Below are 18,909 nucleotides of genomic sequence, written 5' to 3'. Positions count from 1 at the left end.
GGCCTTCCGGAATCCGACTTCATGACCTCGCGATCCGACTCCGACTCCCTCGCCGCCGCGAAGCGCGAGCAATTGCGCAAGTTGCTGGAGCAGCGCAAGAACCCCAGCGCGGGGAGCGCCGCGCCCTCCTCGCCACAGCGGAACGTGGTGGGCCCCTCGCGCCGCCCGGCGGGGACGGCCGACGTGCTGTCGCCCGCGCAGGAGCGCATGTGGTTCCTGCACCAGCTCCGCCCGGACACCGCGACCTACGTGGTGCCATGGGCCGCGATGCTGGAGTCCCCCGTGGACGCGGGCGCGCTCGACGCGGCGCTGCGAGCCCTGCTGTCGCGCCACCCCCTGCTGCGAGCCCGCTTCCCCGCCGAGGGCGGCCGTCCCCAGGTGCGCTACCTGGACCTGCCCGAGCGCGTCCTCGACGTGGAGGATGCGACGGGCGCGAGCGAGGCCCAGCTGTCTCGCAGGCTGCGCGAAGAAGCCTCCCGGCCGTTCGACCTGGAGCAGGGGCCGCTGTACCGCTTCCGGCTGCTGAACCTCTCCAGCCAGCGGCAGGTGCTGGTCCTGGTGTTCCACCACCTGGTCACCGACGGCGCGTCCATCAACGTGTTGATGCGCGAGCTGGGTGTGCTTCATGCCGCGCACGCCCGAGGTGAAGTCCCCGCGCTGACGGCGCTCCCGCTGGAGTACGCGGATGCCGCCGCCTGGCAGCACACGCCCGACGCCGCCGCGAATGAACCGGAGCTGATGGCCTTCTGGAAGCGGCAGCTCGAAGGCGCCGTGCAGGGGCTGGAGCTGCCCACCGACAAGCTTCGGCCCGTGCGGCGGTCGGACCGGGGGGCGCTGACGGAGCGCATCGCCCTCCCCTCCTCGCTCGTGGGCGCGCTGCGCGCATTTAGCCGGGAACGGCAGGTGTCGCCGTTCATGACGCTGTACGCGACCTTCGCGGCGCTGCTGTACCGGTACTCGCGGCAGGACGACTTCTGCGTCGGCACGCCGGTCTCCGGGCGCACGCACCCGTCCCTGGAGGGGCTGGTCGGTCTGTTCGTCAACACGGTGGTGCTGCGCACGCGCGTCACCGCGGCGGATGCCTTCACCGCGCTGCTCGACCAGGTCCGCGCCACCACGCTGGATGCGCTGGGCCACCAGGCCCTCCCCTTCGAGCGGTTGGTGCAGGCCCTGGGCGTGGAGCGGAGCCTCAGCCACTCCCCGCTGTTCCAGGTGATGTTCGACCTGTACCGCGTGGAGCATTCCCTGGCGGGCGCCTTCCCGGAGGCCCGCGACCTCCCCATGGACACGGGCGCGTGCGAGTTCGACCTGCACGTCACGCTCTTCGAGAGCGCGTCCGGCTTCGAGCTGTTCGCCCGCTACAGCACCGACCTCTTCGAGGCCGCCACGGTGCGGCGGATGCTGGGCCACTACCTCCAGTTCCTCGCGCATGCGCTGCGCGCGCCGGACACGCGCGTGGATGCGCTGTCGCTGCTGCCTGATGCGGAGTGCGCCCGCGTGCTGGCGGATTCGAACCCGCCGCGCCGGCCCTTCCCGCTGGAAGCCGCCTTCCCCGAGCACTTCTCCGCTCAAGCCGCGCGCACGCCGGACCAGGTGGCCCTGGCGTCCTCCAGCGCACGGTGGACCTACGCGGAGCTGGAAGCCCACACCAACCGCGCCGCGCGACAATTGGTGGCTCAGGGTGTCGGCCTGGAGTCCGTGGTCGCCGTGCTCGGGCGCCGCAGCGAAGCCACCGTGCGCGCGCTGCTGTCGATTCACAAGGCGGGGGGCGCGTACCTTCCGCTGGACGCGCAGCTCCCCGCGGCTCGGCTGGCCCGCCTCCTGGAGGAGAGCCGCGCGCCGTTCGTGCTCCCACTGGGCATGGACGAGGCCCTGCTATCGGAGGTGCTCGCGGGCGTGCCCGAAGCCCGGCGGCCTCGGGTGCTTTCGCTGGAGGGGCTCGAGTCGCAGAGCGCGGAGCGGCTGTTGCCGCGTGCCACGCCGGACTCGCTGGCCTACGTCCTCTTCACCTCCGGCTCCACCGGCACGCCCAAGGGCGTCATGGTGGACCACCGCGGCATGCTCAACCACCTGCTGGGCATGCGCGAGGCACTGGGCCTGGACGGGTATGACGTCGTGGCCCAGATTGCCGCGCTCAGCTTCGACATCTCCATCTGGCAGATGTTGGGCGCGCTGCCCGGTGGCGGCACCACGTACCTCATCGAAGACGACGTGATGAGGGACCCGCCCCGGCTCGCCGACGCGCTGGAGCAAGGCCGCGCCACCGTCATGGAGATGGTGCCCTCCGTCCTCCAGGCCATCCTGGAGGGCGCGCGTCCGGAGCAGGACTTCCCGGACATGCGCTGGGTGGTGCTCGGCGGCGAGCCCGTGCCACCCGCGCTGTGTCGTGCCTGGCTGGAGCGCTGCCCCGGCTGCCGGATGGCGGACGCCTACGGCCCGACGGAGAGCTCGGACGTCGCCAGCCTCCACTTCATCAACGAGGCCCCTGAAGGCAGCTTCACCCCCATCGGCACGCCCAAGGCCAACATGGAGGTGTACGTGCTGGACGACGCCCTCCAGCCTGTTCCGGTCGGCGTCGTGGGCGAGTTGTACCTGGGCGGCCTGGGCGTGGCCCGTGGGTACGTGGGACGCGCGGACCTCACCGCCGAGCGCTTCGTTCCACACCCTTTCAGCGCCACGCCGGGCGCCCGCCTCTACCGCTCGGGAGACCTGGGGCGCTGGCTGCCGGACGGCGTGCTCCAGTTCGTCTCTCGCGCCGACCTGCAGGTGAAGGTGCGCGGCATGCGCATCGAGCTAGGCGAAGTCGAAGCCGCCCTCGCCTCGCTCCCTGGCGTCCGCTCCGCCGCCGTCACCGTCCAGCGACGCGGGCCCTCCGACTCCTGGCTCGCCGCATGGGTCGTCCCCGCTTCTCCCGACGCCGACGTCCACTCCCTTCAGGCCGCCCTCGCTCGTCTCCTCCCCGCCTTCATGCTTCCCTCTCGCTGGGTCCTTCGGGCCCAGCTTCCTCTCACCTCCACCGGCAAGCTCGACCGCAAGGCCCTCGCCGCGCTTCCTCTCGACGAGGCACCTTCCCTCTCCGACGGTGGGCCTCCTCGCGGCCCCCTCGAGGAGCTCCTCGCTCAGCTCTTCTGCCAGGTCCTCGGCATCGAGCGCATCGAGCGGGAGGCCAGCTTCTTCCACCTCGGTGGCCATTCGCTCTCCGCCACCCGACTGGTGGCCCGCGTCCGCCACTCCCTGGGCGTCCAGCTTCCCCTCTCCTCCCTCTTCGCCTCACCTTCTGTCGCGGGCCTCGCGCGGGAAGTCGCGTCGCTTCAGCGAGACACCTCCTCGCTTCCGCCTCCGTCCCCTTCTGACTCGGCGCCTTCGCTCTCCCAGGCCCAGGAGCGGCTCTGGTTCATCCATCAGCTCCAGCCGGGTTCGGGCGCCTACCACATCCCTCAAGCCGTCGAGCTTCGCGGCACGGTGAGCGCCGACGCGCTGGATGCGGCGGTGCGATGGCTGCTGGAGCGCCATCCCGTGCTGCGCACCACCGTGGTTTCACAGCAGGGACAGGCGCGCGTCGAGGTGTCCTCCATTCCCGCGCGTGTGCTTCAAATGGAAGCGCTGCGCGCGGCCCCCGAGGCACTGGCGCTTCGGCTTCAGCAGGAGTCGTGGCGACCCTTCTCGCTGGAGCAGGGACCGCTGTACCGCTTTCTGCTGCTCGACGTAGGGGAGGACCGGCACGTGCTGCTGGCCGTGTTCCATCACCTGGTGGTGGACGGCCTCTCGCTGGACATCCTGCTGCGCGAGCTGGGTGAGGCCTATGCCGCGTTCCAGCAAGGGCATGCGCCCACGCTGGCCCCGGTGGCGCTGCACTACGCGGACGTGGCCAGTTGGCAGCGCTCCGCGCCTGTCCATGCGCGCGACACGGCCCAGCTCGACTACTGGAAGCAGCGGCTCTCCGGCACGCCGGAGCTGCTCCAACTGCCCACCGACAAGCCGCGCCCCGCAGTCCTCACGCACCAGGGCGCCTCCACGGGGACCCACGCACTGCCTGCCGCGCTGACGGACACCGTGCAGCGCGCTTGCCGTGAACACGAAGCCACGCCGTTCATGGTGCTGTACGCCGCATTCGCCGCGCTGCTGTACCGGTACTCTCAACAGGACGACTTCTGCGTCGGCACGCCCGTCTCCGGCCGCACCCACCCTTCACTCGAAGGTGTCGTGGGACTGCTCGCCAACACCGTGCCTCTGCGCACGCAGGTGGATGCGTCCACCTCCTTCGCTTCGCTCCTTGCCCAGGTCCGCGCCACCACGCTGGATGCGCTCTCTCATCAGGACGTGCCCTTCGAGCAGTTGGTCCATGCGCTCGGAGTGGAGCGCAGCCTCAGTCATGCGCCCCTGTACCAGGTGATGTTCGACCTGCACCGGGTGCAGGGTTCGCTCGCAGGCGCATTCGCGGGGCTGGATGCGCGTCCGGTCCCCGTCGACATTCGCGCCAGCCCGTTCGACCTCGCGTTGAGCGTCATCGAGCAGGCAGGGAGCTTCGAGCTCTTCCTCCGCTACAGCGGCGAGCTGTTCGAGCCGGAGACCGCTCAACGGATGATTGAGCACTATCAGCGCCTGCTCACCCAGGCGCTGGCCGAACCGCATCTGCCGCTGGCGCGGCTGTCCTTGCTGTCGTCCGACGAGCAGGCGCTGGTGCTTCGCCATGCCCGTCCCGCGCCGCTGGCTTTCGACCTGGATACCTGCCTGCCCGAGCGCATCAGCGCCCATGCGCGAAACACGCCCGAACGGCTGGCGCTTGCCTCCGCCGACGCGCAGTGGACCTATGCCCAACTGGAGGCCCTGAGTCTTCGCGCCGCGCGCACGCTGCGCGCCCAGGGCGTTGGGCACGAGTCCGTGGTGGCCGTCCTCGGCCGCCGCTCCGAGGCCACTGTTCGCGCGCTGCTGTCGCTGCACAAGGCCGGCGCCGCCTACCTCCCGCTGGACGCGCAACTGCCCGCGGCGCGCCTCGTACGGCTGCTGATGGAGAGCCGCGCGCCCTTCGTCCTTCCCCTGGGCCCCGTCGAGGCGCTGCTCACCGAGGTGCTCGCGGAGATACCGCTCGAGCATCGGCCGCGCGTGCTGACGCTCCAGAACCTGGACGCCGAGTCTGACGCGCCGTTGCCTTCCTTCACGACGCCGGACTCGCTGGCCTACGTCCTCTTCACCTCCGGCTCCACTGGCACGCCCAAGGGCGTCATGGTGGACCACCGCGGCATGCTCAACCACCTGCTGGGCATGCAGCACTCGCTGCAACTTGGCGCGTCCGACGTCCTCGCTCAGACGGCGCCGCTCTCCTTTGACATCTCCATCTGGCAGATGCTGGGAGCGCTGGCCGCCGGAGGGACGACCTCCGTCGTGGATGACGACGTGGTGCGTGAGCCCGCCCGGCTCATCGCGGCCTTGCAGCAAGCGGGGGCCACCACCGTGGAGCTGGTGCCTTCGCTGCTCCAGGCCCTGCTCGAAGAGCCTGGAGAGGCGCCACTGCCCGCCCTTCGCCAGATGCTCACCATTGGCGAGGCCCTGCCGCCTTCGACCTGCCGTGCGTGGTTCGAGCGCCACCCCGGCCTGCCATTGGTCAACGCCTACGGCCCCGCCGAGTGCGCGGACACCGCCACCCTCTGGCGCATGCAGGCATCGCCCGCGAGCGCCAGCACGCCCATCGGCACACCCAAGGCCAACATGGAGGTGTACGTCCTGGACGACGCGCTCCAGCCGCTGCCTCCGGGTGTCCCGGGTGAGCTCTACATCGGCGGCACGGGCGTCGGTCGCGGCTACGTGGGACGCGCGGACCTCACCGCCGAGCGCTTCATCCCGCATCCCTTCAGCACCACGCCGGGCGCCCGCCTCTACCGGACGGGAGACCGGGGCCGCTGGAATGCCGACGGAACACTGGGCTTCCTGGGCCGCGTCGACTTCCAGGTGAAGGTGCGCGGCATGCGCATCGAGCTGGGCGAGGTCGAAGCCGCCCTCGCCTCGCTCCCTGGCGTCCGCTCCGCCGCCGTCACCGTCCAGCGACGAGGGCCCTCCGACTCCTGGCTCGCCGCCTGGGTCGTCCCCGCTTCTCCCGACACCGACGTCCACTCCCTTCAGGCCGCCCTCGCTCGTCTCCTCCCGGCCTTCATGCTTCCCTCTCGCTGGGTCCTTCGGGCCCAGCTTCCTCTCACCTCCACCGGCAAGCTCGACCGCAAGGCCCTCGCCACGCTTCCTCTCGACGAGGCACCTTCCCTCTCCGACGGTGGGCCTCCTCGCGGCCCCCTCGAGGAGCTCCTCGCTCAGCTCTTCTGCCAGGTCCTCGGCATCGAGCGCATCGAGCGGGAGGCCAGCTTCTTCCACCTCGGTGGCCATTCGCTCTCCGCCACCCGGCTGGTAGCCCGCGTCCGCCACTCCCTGGGCGTCCAGCTTCCCCTCTCCTCCCTCTTCACCTCCCCTTCCGTCGCCGGCCTCGCGCGGGAAGTCGCTTCGCTTCAGCGAGATACCTCCTCGCTTCCGCTTCCGTCCCCTTCTGACTCGGCGCCTTCGCTCTCCCAGGCTCAGGAGCGGCTCTGGTTCATCCATCAGCTCCAGCCGGACTCCGGAGCTCATGTCGTCGGACAGGCCGCGGAGTGGACGGGCTCAGTGGACGTGGCCGCGCTGGATGCGGCGGCGCGGTGGTTGCTGGAGCGCCATCCGGTGCTGCGCACCACCGTGTCCTCACGACAGGGTCAGCCGCAGGCGAGCGTGTCCCCGGTCCCCGCCAGCGTGCTCCAGGTGGAGCCCCTGGCGCCGGGTGCGGACGCCCAGGCCCGTCAGGCTCGGCGCCTGACGGAAGAAGGCAATCGGCCGTTCGATGTGGAGCACGGTCCGCTGTATCGATTCCTGCTGCTCGAAGCCGAGCAAGCGCGGCATGTGCTGGTCGTCGTTTTCCACCACCTGGTGAGCGACGCGCTGTCCGCGGGCCTGCTCATGCGCGAACTGGGCGAGGCGTATGCCGCCTTCCAGCAGGGCCATGCGCCCACGCTGGCTCCGGTGGCCCTGCACTACGCGGACGTGGCCAGTTGGCAGCGCTCCGAGCCTGTCCGCGCTCGCGACACGGCCCAGCTCGACTACTGGAAGCAGCGGCTCTCCGATGCGCCGGAGCTGCTCCAACTCCCCACCGACAAGCCGCGCCCCCCCGTCCTCACGCACCGGGGCGACAACACCGGCTACCATCCGCTGCCGCCGTCTCTCTCCGAGAGCCTGCGAGCGTTGTGCCGGCAACAGCAGGTCACGCCGTTCATGGTGCTGTACGCCGCGTTCGCCGCGCTGCTGTACCGCTACTCCCAGCAGGACGACTTCTGCGTCGGCACGCCCGTCTCCGGCCGCACCCACCCTTCACTCGAAGGCGTCGTGGGACTGCTCGCCAACACCGTGCCTCTGCGCACGCAGGTGGACGCGTCCACCTCCTTCGCCTCGCTCCTTGCCCAGGTCCGCGCCACCACGCTGGATGCGCTCTCTCATCAGGACGTGCCCTTCGAGCAACTGGTGCGCGCCGTGGGCGTGGAGCGCAGCCCGGGGCACGCGCCGCTCGTGCAGGTGATGTTCGACCTGCATCGCACCGAGCTGTCCGCCGCCAGTGGCTTCCATGCCCTGGGTGCACGGCGCGTCCCCATCGAGACGTGGACGTGCGAGGTCGACCTCTTCCTCACCGCCATCGAGGTGGGCGAGGGCTTCGAGGTCTACTTCCAGTACAGCACCGACCTGTTCGAGCCCGGCACCGTGGAGCGGCTGCGCAACCACTACGTGCAGCTCCTGGCCCACGCGGTGGCCGCGCCTCGCACGTCCGTGGGTGAATTGTCCCTGCTCTCCGCCACCGAACACGAGCAGGTGCTCCAAGGCTTCAACGCCACCGAGCGCCCCTTCGACTCGGAGGGGACCATCGTGTCCCTCATCGAGGCCCAGGTGGCCCGCACGCCGGACGCGCCAGCGGTGGTGGCGCCGGAAGGCACGCTCACGTTCCGGGAGCTGTACACCCGGGCGTCGAGGCTCGCGGCACACCTGACCGCCTCGGGCGCGGGGCCCGAAGCCGTGGTGGGCCTGTGCCTGGAGCGCTCACTGGACGCGGTGGTGTCCCTGGTCGCCATCTTCATCAGTGGCGCGGGCTGCCTCCCCCTGGAGGCGTCGCATCCACCCGCTCGCCGCGCGGCGCTGCTGCGCCAGGCCCGTGCACGGCTCGTTGTCAGCCGCCCGGGACTCTTCGCGGGCGTGGAGCCTGGGGTTCCCCTCGTGTCGCCCGACGTGCGTGGAGACGTGGTGGCCGTCCCCCGCCCCCCGCGCGCCGAGCACCTCGCCTATCTGCTCTACACGTCCGGCTCCACTGGCGAGCCCAAGGGCGTGGAGCTCACCCACCGCAACGTCGTCCACTGCTTCGCGGCGTTCGACACGTACTACGCCACACTGCCGGGAGACTGCTGGGCGTCGTCGGGAAGCCTGTCCTTCGACATCCACCTGGAGGAGCTGCTCTTCAGCATCACCCGTGGCGCGCGCACCGTGTTGCGCGAAGTGGGCCCCCTGGGCCTGGGCCGCGACATCCTCGGCCACGGCATCACCCACGTCGTCATCACGCCGTCCTCGCTGGCCACCGCGCTGGAGGAGCCCGGCGCGGTGGAGGCGTTCCGCTCGCTCAAGGTGCTCGTGACGGGCGGCGAGGTGCTGCCAGACCCGTTGGTGCGGCAGCTCGCGCTCACCCACACGCGGCTGGTCAACACCTATGGCCCCACGGAGACGAGCATCAACGTCGCGGCGGAAATCACGCTGCCCGACCGTCCCGTGCGCCTGGGCCGTCCGCTGGACCGGTGCCGGCTGTACGTCCTGGATGCGAACGGCGCTCCGGTGCCGCCGGGAGTCCCCGGCGAGCTCTACATCGGCGGCACCTGCCTGGGCCGTGGCTACCGCGACCGGCCGGACCTCACCGCCGAGCGCTTCATCCCAGACGCCTTCTCCGGCAGGGAGGGTGACCGCCTGTACCGCACGGGTGACCGGGTGCGGTGGAACGGGGATGGCTCGCTCGGCTTCCTGGGGCGCACCGACTTCCAGGTGAAGGTGCGCGGCGTCCGCGTGGAGCTGGAGGAAGTGGAGGCCGCCCTCCTGCGCCAGCCCGGTGTGAGGCAGGCATCGGTGGTGGTGCGCGGCGCTCAGCGAGATGCACGCCTGGAGGCGTTCCTCGTTCTGGAAGACACGGCTGCCGGCGTCGAGTCCCGGCTCCGCGAAGGGCTGTCGCGCGCGCTGCCAGAGGCCCTGGTGCCCTCGCGCTTCACGGTGCTGACCGCCCTGCCGATGACGACCAGTGGCAAGGTGGACCGCAAGGCACTGGCGGCCCTGCCCATCCCGGACATCGAGCCGGAGGCCGCGCCCGAAGCGCGTCCCCGTGGCGCCGTCGAGGAGCTGCTCGCCCTGCTGTTCTGCCAGGTGCTGGGCCTGCCGCAGGTGCGGCGCGAGGACGACTTCTTCCACATCGGAGGTCACTCGCTGGCCGCCACGCGGCTGGTGGCGCGAGTGCGACAGGCGTTCGACGTGGAGTTCCCGCTCCAGGCGTTCTTCACCGAGCCCACCGTCGCGGGCCTCGCGCGCGAGTTGGAGACGCGACGTGACGGCGCGGCCCCGCTCCCCGCGCCCGTGCCACGTCCAGCGGACGCCGCGTTGGTCCTGTCTCCCACGCAGGAGCGACTGTGGTTCGTGCAGCAGCTCCATCCGGGCACCAGCGCCTATCACCTCGCGGAGGCGGTGGAGCTGGACGGTCCTCTGGACGTGGCGGCGATGGAAGACGCCTTGCGCTGGCTGGTGACGAGGCATCCGGTGCTGCGGCTCGCCGTGCCGGCGCGCGACGGCCTTCCGGCGCCCGTGCTGTGCCCCGCGCCTCCTCGCGTCCTGGAAGTGGAAGAAGCGCCGTCCGCGGCGCAGTGGGCCCGGGACGCGGTTCACGCGTCCTTCGACCTGGCGCGCGGCCCGCTCTATCGATTCCGGCTGCTGCGCACGGCGCCGGAGCAGCACGTCCTGCTGCTCGCCTTCCATCACCTCGTGGTGGACGGGCTGTCGCTGGACGTCCTGGTGCGCGAGCTGGGCGAAGCCTACGCGGCGTTCCATCAACGCCGCACGCCCACGCTGCCGACGCCCCGGCTGGAGCATGCGGACATCGCCGCGTGGCTGCGCACCCCTCCTGCTCGGGAACGGGACGAGGCTCAGCTCGCCTACTGGAAGCAGAAGCTCGAAGGCGTGCCCGGCCTTCTGCGGCTCACCCCGGACAAGCCTCGGCCCGCATCGCCACTGCTGACGGGCGCCATCACCCAGGGCCACGCCCTGTCCGCCGACACGGTGCGCGCGCTCCAGGCCTTCTGCCGCGAGCACCAGGCGACGCCGTACATGGTGCTGCTGTCCGCGTTCTCGGCGCTGCTCCATCGCTACTCCGGCCAGGAGGACTTCTGCGTCGGCACGCCTGTCTCCGGGCGCACGCATCCAGCGCTGGAGGGTGTGGTCGGGCTGATGCTCAACACCGTGGCGCTGCGCACGCCCGTGGCGCCGGATGCGTCCTTCGCCTCGCTGGTGGCCGGCGTGCGCGCCACCACGCTGGAAGCGCTGGCGCACCAGGACGTTCCGCTGGACCGGGTCGTCCAGGCCTTGGGCGTGGAGCGCTCCGCCGGGCACTCGCCGCTGTTCCAGGTGATGTTCGACCTGGTGCGCGCGGACCGCACGCTGGCGGACGCCTTCCCGGACCTGCGCGCCCGGCCGCTCCAGCCGGAGCTGCTCACCAGTCCGTTCGACCTGTCGCTGTGGGTCGCTGAATCCTCCACCGGCTACACCCTGGCGCTGCGCTACGGCACCGAGCTGTTCGAGCCCACCACCGCACAGCGACTCATGGGACATTACGTCCGGTTGCTCGAGCACGCGCTGGAAGCGCCGGACACCGCGGTGGCCGCGCTGGAGCTGCTGCCCGCGAATGAGCGAGTGCACCTGCTCCGGACGTGGAACGACACGGGCGCGGACTTCCCGCGCGAGCACACCGTCCATGCGCTGTTCGAGGCCCAGGCCGCGCGCGCGCCGGATGCCCCCGCCGTCCTGCACGACGGGGACGTGATGACCTACGGCCAACTGGATGCACGTGCCAACCAGCTCGCGCGGTACCTGCGGCGGATGGGCGTCCGGAGCCAGACGCTGGTGGGCCTGTGCCTCCGCCGTTCCGTGGACATGGTCGTGGCGGTGCTCGGCGTGCTGAAGGCGGGAGGCGCCTATGTTCCGATGGATGCGTCCCAGCCACCTGCCCGGCTGAGCTTCCTGCTGGAGGACACCGGCGCGCCCGTGCTCGTCACCGAGGACGCGGTGGCGGACACGCTGCCCGTCTCGCAGGCGCTCGTGCTGTGCCTGGACTCCGAATGGGAGCGCACCGCCGGGCGTGAGTCGGACGCGACGCTCGAATCCGCCGCTTCGGCGGAGGACCTCGCCTACCTCATCTACACCTCCGGCAGCACCGGGCGGCCCAAGGGCGTCATGGTGGAGCACCGGGGCGTGGTGAACTACCTGCACTGGGCCCGGAAGGCGTATGCCGTCGATGACGGCGCGGGCGCCCCCGTTCATTCCTCACTGGCCTTCGACCTCACCATCACCAGCCTGCTGCTGCCGCTCACCGCGGGCAGGCCCGTGACGCTCGTTCCGGAAGAGGACGGCGTGGACGGCCTGGCCACCGCGCTCCGCACGAGCGCGGACTTCAGCCTGGTGAAGCTGACGCCTGCGCACCTGCAGATGCTGGCCGCACAGCTTCCGCCCGAGGCGCGCGCGGGCCATACCCGCGCCTTCGTCATCGGTGGCGAGGCGCTCACCTCCGCCACCGTGGAGCCCTGGCGGCAGCACGCGCCGGGCACGCGGCTCATCAACGAGTACGGCCCCACGGAGACGGTGGTGGGCTGCTGCGTCTACACCGTGGAGGCAGACACGCCGGTGGAAGGCGCGGTGCCCATTGGCCGCCCCATCGCCAACACGCGCCTCTATGTCCTGGACGCCGCCCTCAGGCCGGTGCCCGCGGGTGTCCCTGGCGAGCTCTACATCGGAGGCGAAGGCGTCGCGCGTGGGTATTGGCGCAGGCCCGAGCTCACCGCCGAGCGCTTCGTGCCAGACCCGTTCTCCTCCGTTCCGGGCGCGCGGATGTACCGCACCGGCGACCGGGTGCGTCTGCGTCCGTCGAACGTGCTGGAGTACCTGGGCCGCGTGGACTTCCAGGTGAAGGTGCGTGGCCACCGCGTGGAGCCGGGCGAGGTGGAGGCCGCGCTCATCGAGCTGCCGGGTGTCGCTGCCGCGGTGGTGGTCCTCCGTGAGGACGGCACCACGGGCCCCCGGCTGGTGGGCTACGTCACCGGCCACGACGAGGTGCCAGAGACGGAGCCCCTGCGCGCATCACTGGCACAGCGGCTTCCCGCACACATGGTGCCCTCCGCGCTCGTCGCGCTGGCTCGGCTTCCGCTGACGGCCAATGGCAAGGTGGACCGGGAGGCACTGCCCGCGCCGGAAGCCCCCGCGGCGTCGGACGAGGACTTCGTTTCGCCGTCCACACCCACCGAGCACGCCCTGGCTCAGCTCTGGGAGGAGCTGCTGGGCGTGCAGCGAGTGGGTGCCCGGGACGACTTTTTTGAGTTGGGAGGCCACTCGCTGTTGTCCGTCCAGCTCGCCTCGCGTGTCCGGGAGCGGTTGGGCGTCGAGCTGCCCGTGGCCACGCTGTTCGCCACGCCCACACTGGCGGCGCTCGCGGCCCGTATCGATGCGTCCCCCAAGGTCTCGGAGCGTGTGGAGTCCATGCCCCAGGCGCGGCCGGAGCGCATCCCCGCGTCGCTGGTGCAGGAGCGCCTCTGGTACGCGATGCAGCTCCCGGAGGCGCCGCCCTTCGTCGTCGTCGCCGCGCTGGTGCTCGACGGCACGCTGGACGTCGCGTGTCTGGAGGCCGCCCTGGAAGCCGTGCTGGAGCGCAACGCCACGCTGCGCACCACCTTCCGACTGGAGCACGGAGCCGTCTTCACCCAGGAGCATCCCGTCATCCGGCCGGTGCTCGTGCAGACGGACCTGTCCCACCTGTCCGCCGCTGAGGCCCTGGACGCCGCGCGCGCCATCGCCACCCGGCATGACCGCGAGCCCTTCGCCGTGGACCAGGGCCCGCTGTACCGCTTCGAACTGGCACGGCTGGACGCCCATGGCACGCGCCATGTGCTCGTCGCGTCCATGAGCCATCTGGTCAACGACGGCATCGGGATGGGGGCCTTCCTGGAGGAACTCGCTCAGGCCTGGGCCGGAACCACAGCCCACGCGCGCACCACGCCGCTGCTGCCTCCGGCGGCGCGGACGTATGCGGACTTCGCGCTCTGGCAGCGGAGCCCCAAGCACCTGCTCGAAGTGGATGCCGCCGTGGCCTCATGGAAGGCCGCGCTGGCACACGCGCCGTCCGTCCTCGACCTGCCGCTGGACTTCCCTCGCCGCGCGCCCGCGCTGAACGCGAACATGCGGCCGGAGCCCCTGTCCCTCGACTCCGAGGCGATGTCGGCGCTCCACGCGCTGGCCCGCCGCGAGGGCGTGTCTCCCTTCACCGCGGTGCTCGCGCTGATGCAGCTGTGGCTGCACCGCCTCAGCTCACAGCCGCACGTCGTCGTCGCGTCACCCTTCTCGGGCCGCGTGCTGCCGGGCGCCGAGCGGCAGGTGGGCTACTTCGCCAACGTGCTGCCGCTGTGCACCGAGGTGGCGGGCACGCCGTCCTTCCGCGCGCTCCTGCGCCGCGCCTGGGACGTGGTGGGGCACGCCACGGCGAGCCAGGAAGTCCCCTTCAAGCGCATCGCGGACGCGGTGCAGCCGGATGCGCCTCGCACCGCCCCGCCGCTGGCCCAGGCCCTGCTGCTGCTGGACAGCCCCGCATCCCTGTCCTTCAACGGACTGGGGACCACGTACCTGGACGGCGAGAGCATCTTCCCCGCCTACGACGTGGTGCTGCACCTCATCGAACGGCCCGAGGGCGGGACGCTGGGCTTCCTCGCCACCGACAGCGCCCTCTTCACCTCCGCCACGGCGCAGCGCATGGCCCGCGCCTTCGAGCAACTGCTCACCGAGGCCGTGCGCACCCCGGACGCGCCTCTGACCCGGCTGTCGCTGCTGTCCTCGCAGCAGCGCGCGCAGGTGCTGGCCACGTTGAATGGTGGCCCGCAGGTCATTCCAGAGGGCGCCTGCATCCACACGCTCTTCGAGGCGCAGGTGCGCCGCTCGCCACACGCCCCCGCCGTGGCCCATGGTGATTCGACGTGGAGCTACGCGGAGCTCAACGCCCGCGCCAACGCGCTGGCCGCGCGCCTGCTCTCCCGGGGCATGCAGCCCGAAGAGCGCGTGGGCGTGGTGATGGAGCCCTCCAACCAGGGCATGGCCGCGCTGCTGGGTATCCTCAAGGCGGGTGGCGCCTACGTCCCGCTGGACGCCGGGTGGCCGGAGCCTCGCAAGCGCTCGGTGCTGACGCGCTCAGGCGTGCAGCGGCTGTGGGTGGATGCCGAGGCGCTGGAGGCACACGCGGGCCTGGTGCACGACGTGGAGGTGCCGCCCCAGCCCGCGCACATCGCCGAGGACCTGGAGCCCGGCCCCCGGCACGTCGCGGCCTCGCAAGTGGCGTACATCGTCTTCACGTCGGGCTCCACCGGCGAGCCCAAGGGCGTCATGGTGGAGCACCGCAGCGTGGTGAACCACAACGTCGCTCTGGCCGCGCGCTTCGGCTTGCGCCCGGGCGACCGGATGCTCCAGTTCGCGCCGCTCAGCTTCGACGCGGCGGCGGAGGACCTCTACCCGCCGCTCGTGGTGGGCGCCACGGTGGTGATGCGCAGCGGACTGGTGCCCGCGCACGTCATGACGCCGTACCTGGAGGAGACGGACATCACCCTCATCAGCCTGCCCCCCACGTACATCGAGGAGTGGATTCGCCAGATGGAGTCCCACGGCCAGCGAGTGCCCGCGCGGCTGCGCCTGCTGGCACCCGGTGGCGACGTGCTCAAGCGCGAGACGTATGAAGCCTGGGTGCGCGTGGGCGGTGGCCATGCACCGTGGCTCAACGTCTACGGCCCCACCGAGTGCACGATTACCTCCGCCACCTGTGACATCCCGGGCGCCGAGGGACTGGGCACCGACGCCACCTTCCCCATCGGCCGGCCCATCTCGCGCGTGCGCATCCACCTGCTCGACGAGCACCTGGAGCCGGTGCTGCCAGGGCTGCCCGGGCGCGTGTACATCGGCGGCGCGGCACCGGCTCGGGGCTACCTGGGCGCTCCGGACCTGACCGCCGAGCGCTTCATCCCCGACCCCTTCGCCACCGAGCCCGGCGCGCGCATGTACCACACGGGTGACCTGGCCCGGATGCTGCCGGACGGGCGGCTGCGCTTCCTCGGCCGCGCGGACCATCAAATCAAGATTCGAGGCTTCCGCGTCGAGCTGGCCGAAATCGAGGCCTGCTTGCGTCAGTTCCCAGGCGTCGAGGAAGCCGTGGTGCTGGCGCGTGCCGGCGGCTCCGGACAGACGCAGCTCCAGGCGTTCCTCCAGGCACCGCCCCAGCATGTGCGCGCGGACGCGCTGCGTGAGCACGTCGCGGCGCGGCTGCCCTCGTACATGGTGCCCGCGGCCCTCGTCGTCCTGGAGGCGCTGCCCATCAACGCCAACGGCAAGGTGGACCGGCAGGCACTGCCAGACCTGTCCGCGCAGCCTGCCGTGCCGCCCGCGCAGGAGACTCCGGGCGAGCACCTGGAGACGCCCTTCCGCACCACGCTGGAGATGGCCATGGAGCGGCTGTGGCGCGAGGTGCTGGGGCGCACGGACATCGGCGCGGGTGATGACTTCTTCCAGGTGGGCGGCGACTCCATCCTCGCGATGCGGCTGCTGAGCCGGCTGGAGGAGGAGCTGGGCGTGCCCGTCCCCCTGGCCACGCTCTTCCAGTACCCGGTGTTCCGTGAGACGGCCGATGCCGTGCATGAGCTGCTGGCCGAAGGGCCCCCGCGCTCCAGCGTGGTGTCCCTCTCCGGCAAGCAGACGCCGAAGTCAGCGCCGCCCTTCTTCGTGTTCCACCCCGCCGACGGCGAGCTGCACTACTACCGGAACCTCACCCCGCTGCTGGAGCCCGGCCTGCGGTGCTACGGCGTCCAGGCCCCCGAGACGCAGTCGAAGCACGGCCACGCCACCTTCGACGCGCGCATCGCCGCGTACGTGCGGGACATCCAGGAAGTGCAGCCACACGGCCCCTACCGCTTCGCGGGCTACTCGTTCGGCGGGTACCCGGCGCTGGGCGTCGCGGCGGCGCTGGAGGCGCAGGGCGAAACCGTGGAGCTGCTGGCCCTGGTGGATGCCCTGCCCGCGGTGGAAGGGCCCCAGGGGTCGGCGGAGGACCCGGTGCGCTCCATGGCGGAGGAGTTCGGCGTCCTGGACGCCACGCTGGAGGCGGAGCTGGCCCCGCTGGACGACGCCGCGCGCTGGGAGCGGGTGACGGCGCTGGGCCGTGAGCTGGGCATGCTGGCCCCCCACTCTCGCGCCGCCGACCTGCGCCGCATCTGGCACGTGCTGGGCGAGGTGCTGGTGCCGCAGGTGGTGGGCTGGAAGGTGCCGTCCGTACGCGCCCGGGTGCAGCTCTTCACGAGCGCGCCGTCACGGGCCCTGCACGGAGACACGCTGGGATGGGAGCGGCACCTGACGCGCGAGCAGCTCGACGTGGTGCCGCTGGCCAGCTCCCACTTCGGCACGCTCCAGCAGCCCTGCGTCCAGGAGTTGGCGAACCACCTCCTGGCGGTGCTGAAGCGGCAGGGAGGCTAATCAGCGCAGGCGGCTCTCCAGCCACGCCTTGGTGAAGATGTTGGCGTCCAGCGGCGCCAACACCACCTCGTCGTAGCGGACCACCATCTGCGTGCCTTCCTGCTCCTCCGTCTCCAGCACTTCCTTGTAGTGGAGGACATGCTTGCCGGAGAGCGGATCCTTGATGCGCTGGTAGCTGCGCACGATGTCGGTGCGCAGCGTGCGGCCGGACGCGGTGTAGCCCACCTTCTTGACGATGTTGTTCTGCGGGTCCACCCAGATGCGCATCAGCGGGAACGTCACCTGGTCGTTCTTCGCCGTCAGCAGCAGCTTGCGGTACGCCACGCCGTTGACGGTGTCGTCGCCCTCGTCCTTGCCGGCGTAGTCCTCGGCCAGCCGCGAGCGGTCGAAGTCCGCCTCGCAGGTGAAGGTGTTGAGCAGGTTGGTGCGCTGGGTGTTGCGCCGCCACGAGCCCGTCGTCGCCTCGTAGTCCCACAGGTTGCGGCCGATGCGCAGCGTCCCCATGCCCGCGAGGTGCCGCGGCTTGGTGGAAAGGAAGAGCAAGTCGTTGTCGGCCTCGCGCCGGTAGACATGGACCTCCATGGCCCGCTTGGCGCCGTCCTTGCGCGTCTCATAGAGGCGGATGACGCCCTTATAGTCGCTGGTGAAGGACATCTTCTCGTCGATGTGGCGCAGCAGCGCATCGGGCGCCAGCCTGGGCTCGGCCTCCGCGAGCGCCACCGCCGGAAGCAGCAGGGTCCAGCCGAGCAACAGGACGGACAGCGGGCGTCGTGCGTTCATCACAAGGACTCCATGGCGGAACGAGGAGGAAGCGAAGCGGCCCGGAAAGCCGGGACGATGGAAGCCAGGCCCGCGCCCAGCGTCACCAGGAGCACCGCGGCCACCACGTGCCCCAGGGTGGGCGCCAGCGGCAACGTGCCGCTGAAGAACAGGGTGGAGAGCGCGTCCGGCACTGGCAGCACGTCGCGCAGGAGCAGCCCCAGCCCCGCCGCCATGCCAGCGCCCACGAGCGAGGCCGCCCACCCCACCAGCAGCCCCTCCAGCATGAAGGCGGCCACCAGCGAGCGGCGCTGCATGCCCATGGCCCGCAGCGTTCCAATCTCCCGCGTGCGCTCGCGGACCGACACATTGAGCGAGACGAAGAGGCCCACCACCACGACGCCGAACACCACCGCGCCCACCAACACCAGCAGCAGCCCCAGTCCCTGGCCCACGAAGTCGAGGAAGGCCGCCTCGTCCTCCCAGGTGCTCACGTCCAGCTTCTGGCCCGCCCAGCCCTCGCGCAGCAGGGGCCCCAGCTTGTCGCCGTAGGCCTCGTGCGCGGGCGGCAGCACCTCGTAGCCGGCCTTCTGGAGCGCGCCACGCAGCGTCCCCGCCAGCGGCTCCAACTCCGTGCCGTCGCCGCAGAGGAGCTGAATCACGCTGGCCGAGTCCGGACGGAAGCCATACAGCTCGCGCAGCATCGCGTTGGACACCAGCAACCCCGCGGACTCGCCCAGGACACCCGCGCGCTCCAGCAGGGCCACCACCTCCACGTCCACCGCGTTGCGCTTGCCGCCCGGCATCTGCACGAAGAGCGTGGCCAGCTCGCCCACCTCCACCTGGAGCCGCTCCGCCAGCGACGTGGACAGCGCCACCGTGCGCGGCTGCGCGAGGGCTTCCAACGAGCCGGCGCGCACCCGGAAGCCCGCGGTGCCCTCGGCCGCGATGTCCAGGCTCATCAGGTACGAGCGCACGCGGTGCCGTCCCGCGCCCGCGGTGGCCGAGCCCCGGCCCCGCTCGCGCACCTGGCACTCCGCGGGCACGTGCGGTTGGAGGACGGAGCGAACCCGCGAGGTGTCCCCCACCACGGGGAAGATGGAGTCGGGATGCTCCTTGAAGTAGCCCCCGATGTTGAGGTCGCCCGCGAGGAAGGTCCGCACGGCCTCGCGCTGCGCCCGGGCGACGCCCGCGCTCACGGACATCACGCCCACCAGCACGGCGCTGGCGCCCGCGAGCACGATGAGCAGCAACAGTCCCCGCTCGCGGTGGGCCAGGAGGTTTCGGAAGGCAATTTGGAGAAGCGCGCGCATC

At 71.3% G+C, this 18,909-nt stretch carries 3 protein-coding genes; 1 reads left to right on the top strand and 2 read right to left on the bottom strand.

The window, feature by feature from the left end:
* The first annotated feature begins 21 nt into the window (after window positions 1-21).
* Window positions 22-16,836 carry a non-ribosomal peptide synthetase gene (locus HNV26_RS04795; RefSeq protein WP_171440232.1) on the top strand — a complete coding sequence of 5,605 codons (16,815 nt, stop codon included), beginning with the start codon at window positions 22-24 and terminating at the stop codon, window positions 16,834-16,836.
* Here the strand turns inward: HNV26_RS04795 and HNV26_RS04790 are convergent, their stop codons facing one another.
* A complete protein-coding gene (locus HNV26_RS04790) occupies window positions 16,837-17,616 on the bottom strand; it encodes an outer membrane lipoprotein-sorting protein (protein ID WP_216611807.1) in 780 nt (259 codons plus the stop codon).
* A complete protein-coding gene (locus HNV26_RS04785; protein ID WP_171440230.1) occupies window positions 17,616-18,908 on the bottom strand; it encodes an ABC transporter permease in 1,293 nt (430 codons plus the stop codon). Before HNV26_RS04785 ends, HNV26_RS04790 begins: the two co-directional genes overlap by 1 nt.
* Between the last annotated feature and the right edge of the window lies 1 nt (window position 18,909).

The sequence above is a fragment of the Myxococcus xanthus genome (genome assembly GCF_013116825.1).
Lineage (GTDB): Bacteria > Myxococcota > Myxococcia > Myxococcales > Myxococcaceae > Myxococcus > Myxococcus xanthus_B.
The sequence above is the reverse complement of the archived record's forward strand: the minus strand, read 5'-3'. Positions and strand labels throughout refer to the sequence as shown.

What these genes read in the sequence shown, in the direction of transcription:
- HNV26_RS04790 (WP_216611807.1), bottom strand. Translation starts at nt 17,616, where the DNA reads ATGAACGCACGACGCCCGCTGTCCGTCCTGTTGCTCGGCTGGACCCTG.
- HNV26_RS04785 (WP_171440230.1), bottom strand. Translation starts at nt 18,908, where the DNA reads ATGCGCGCGCTTCTCCAAATTGCCTTCCGAAACCTCCTGGCCCACCGC.
- HNV26_RS04795 (WP_171440232.1), top strand. Translation starts at nt 22, where the DNA reads ATGACCTCGCGATCCGACTCCGACTCCCTCGCCGCCGCGAAGCGCGAG.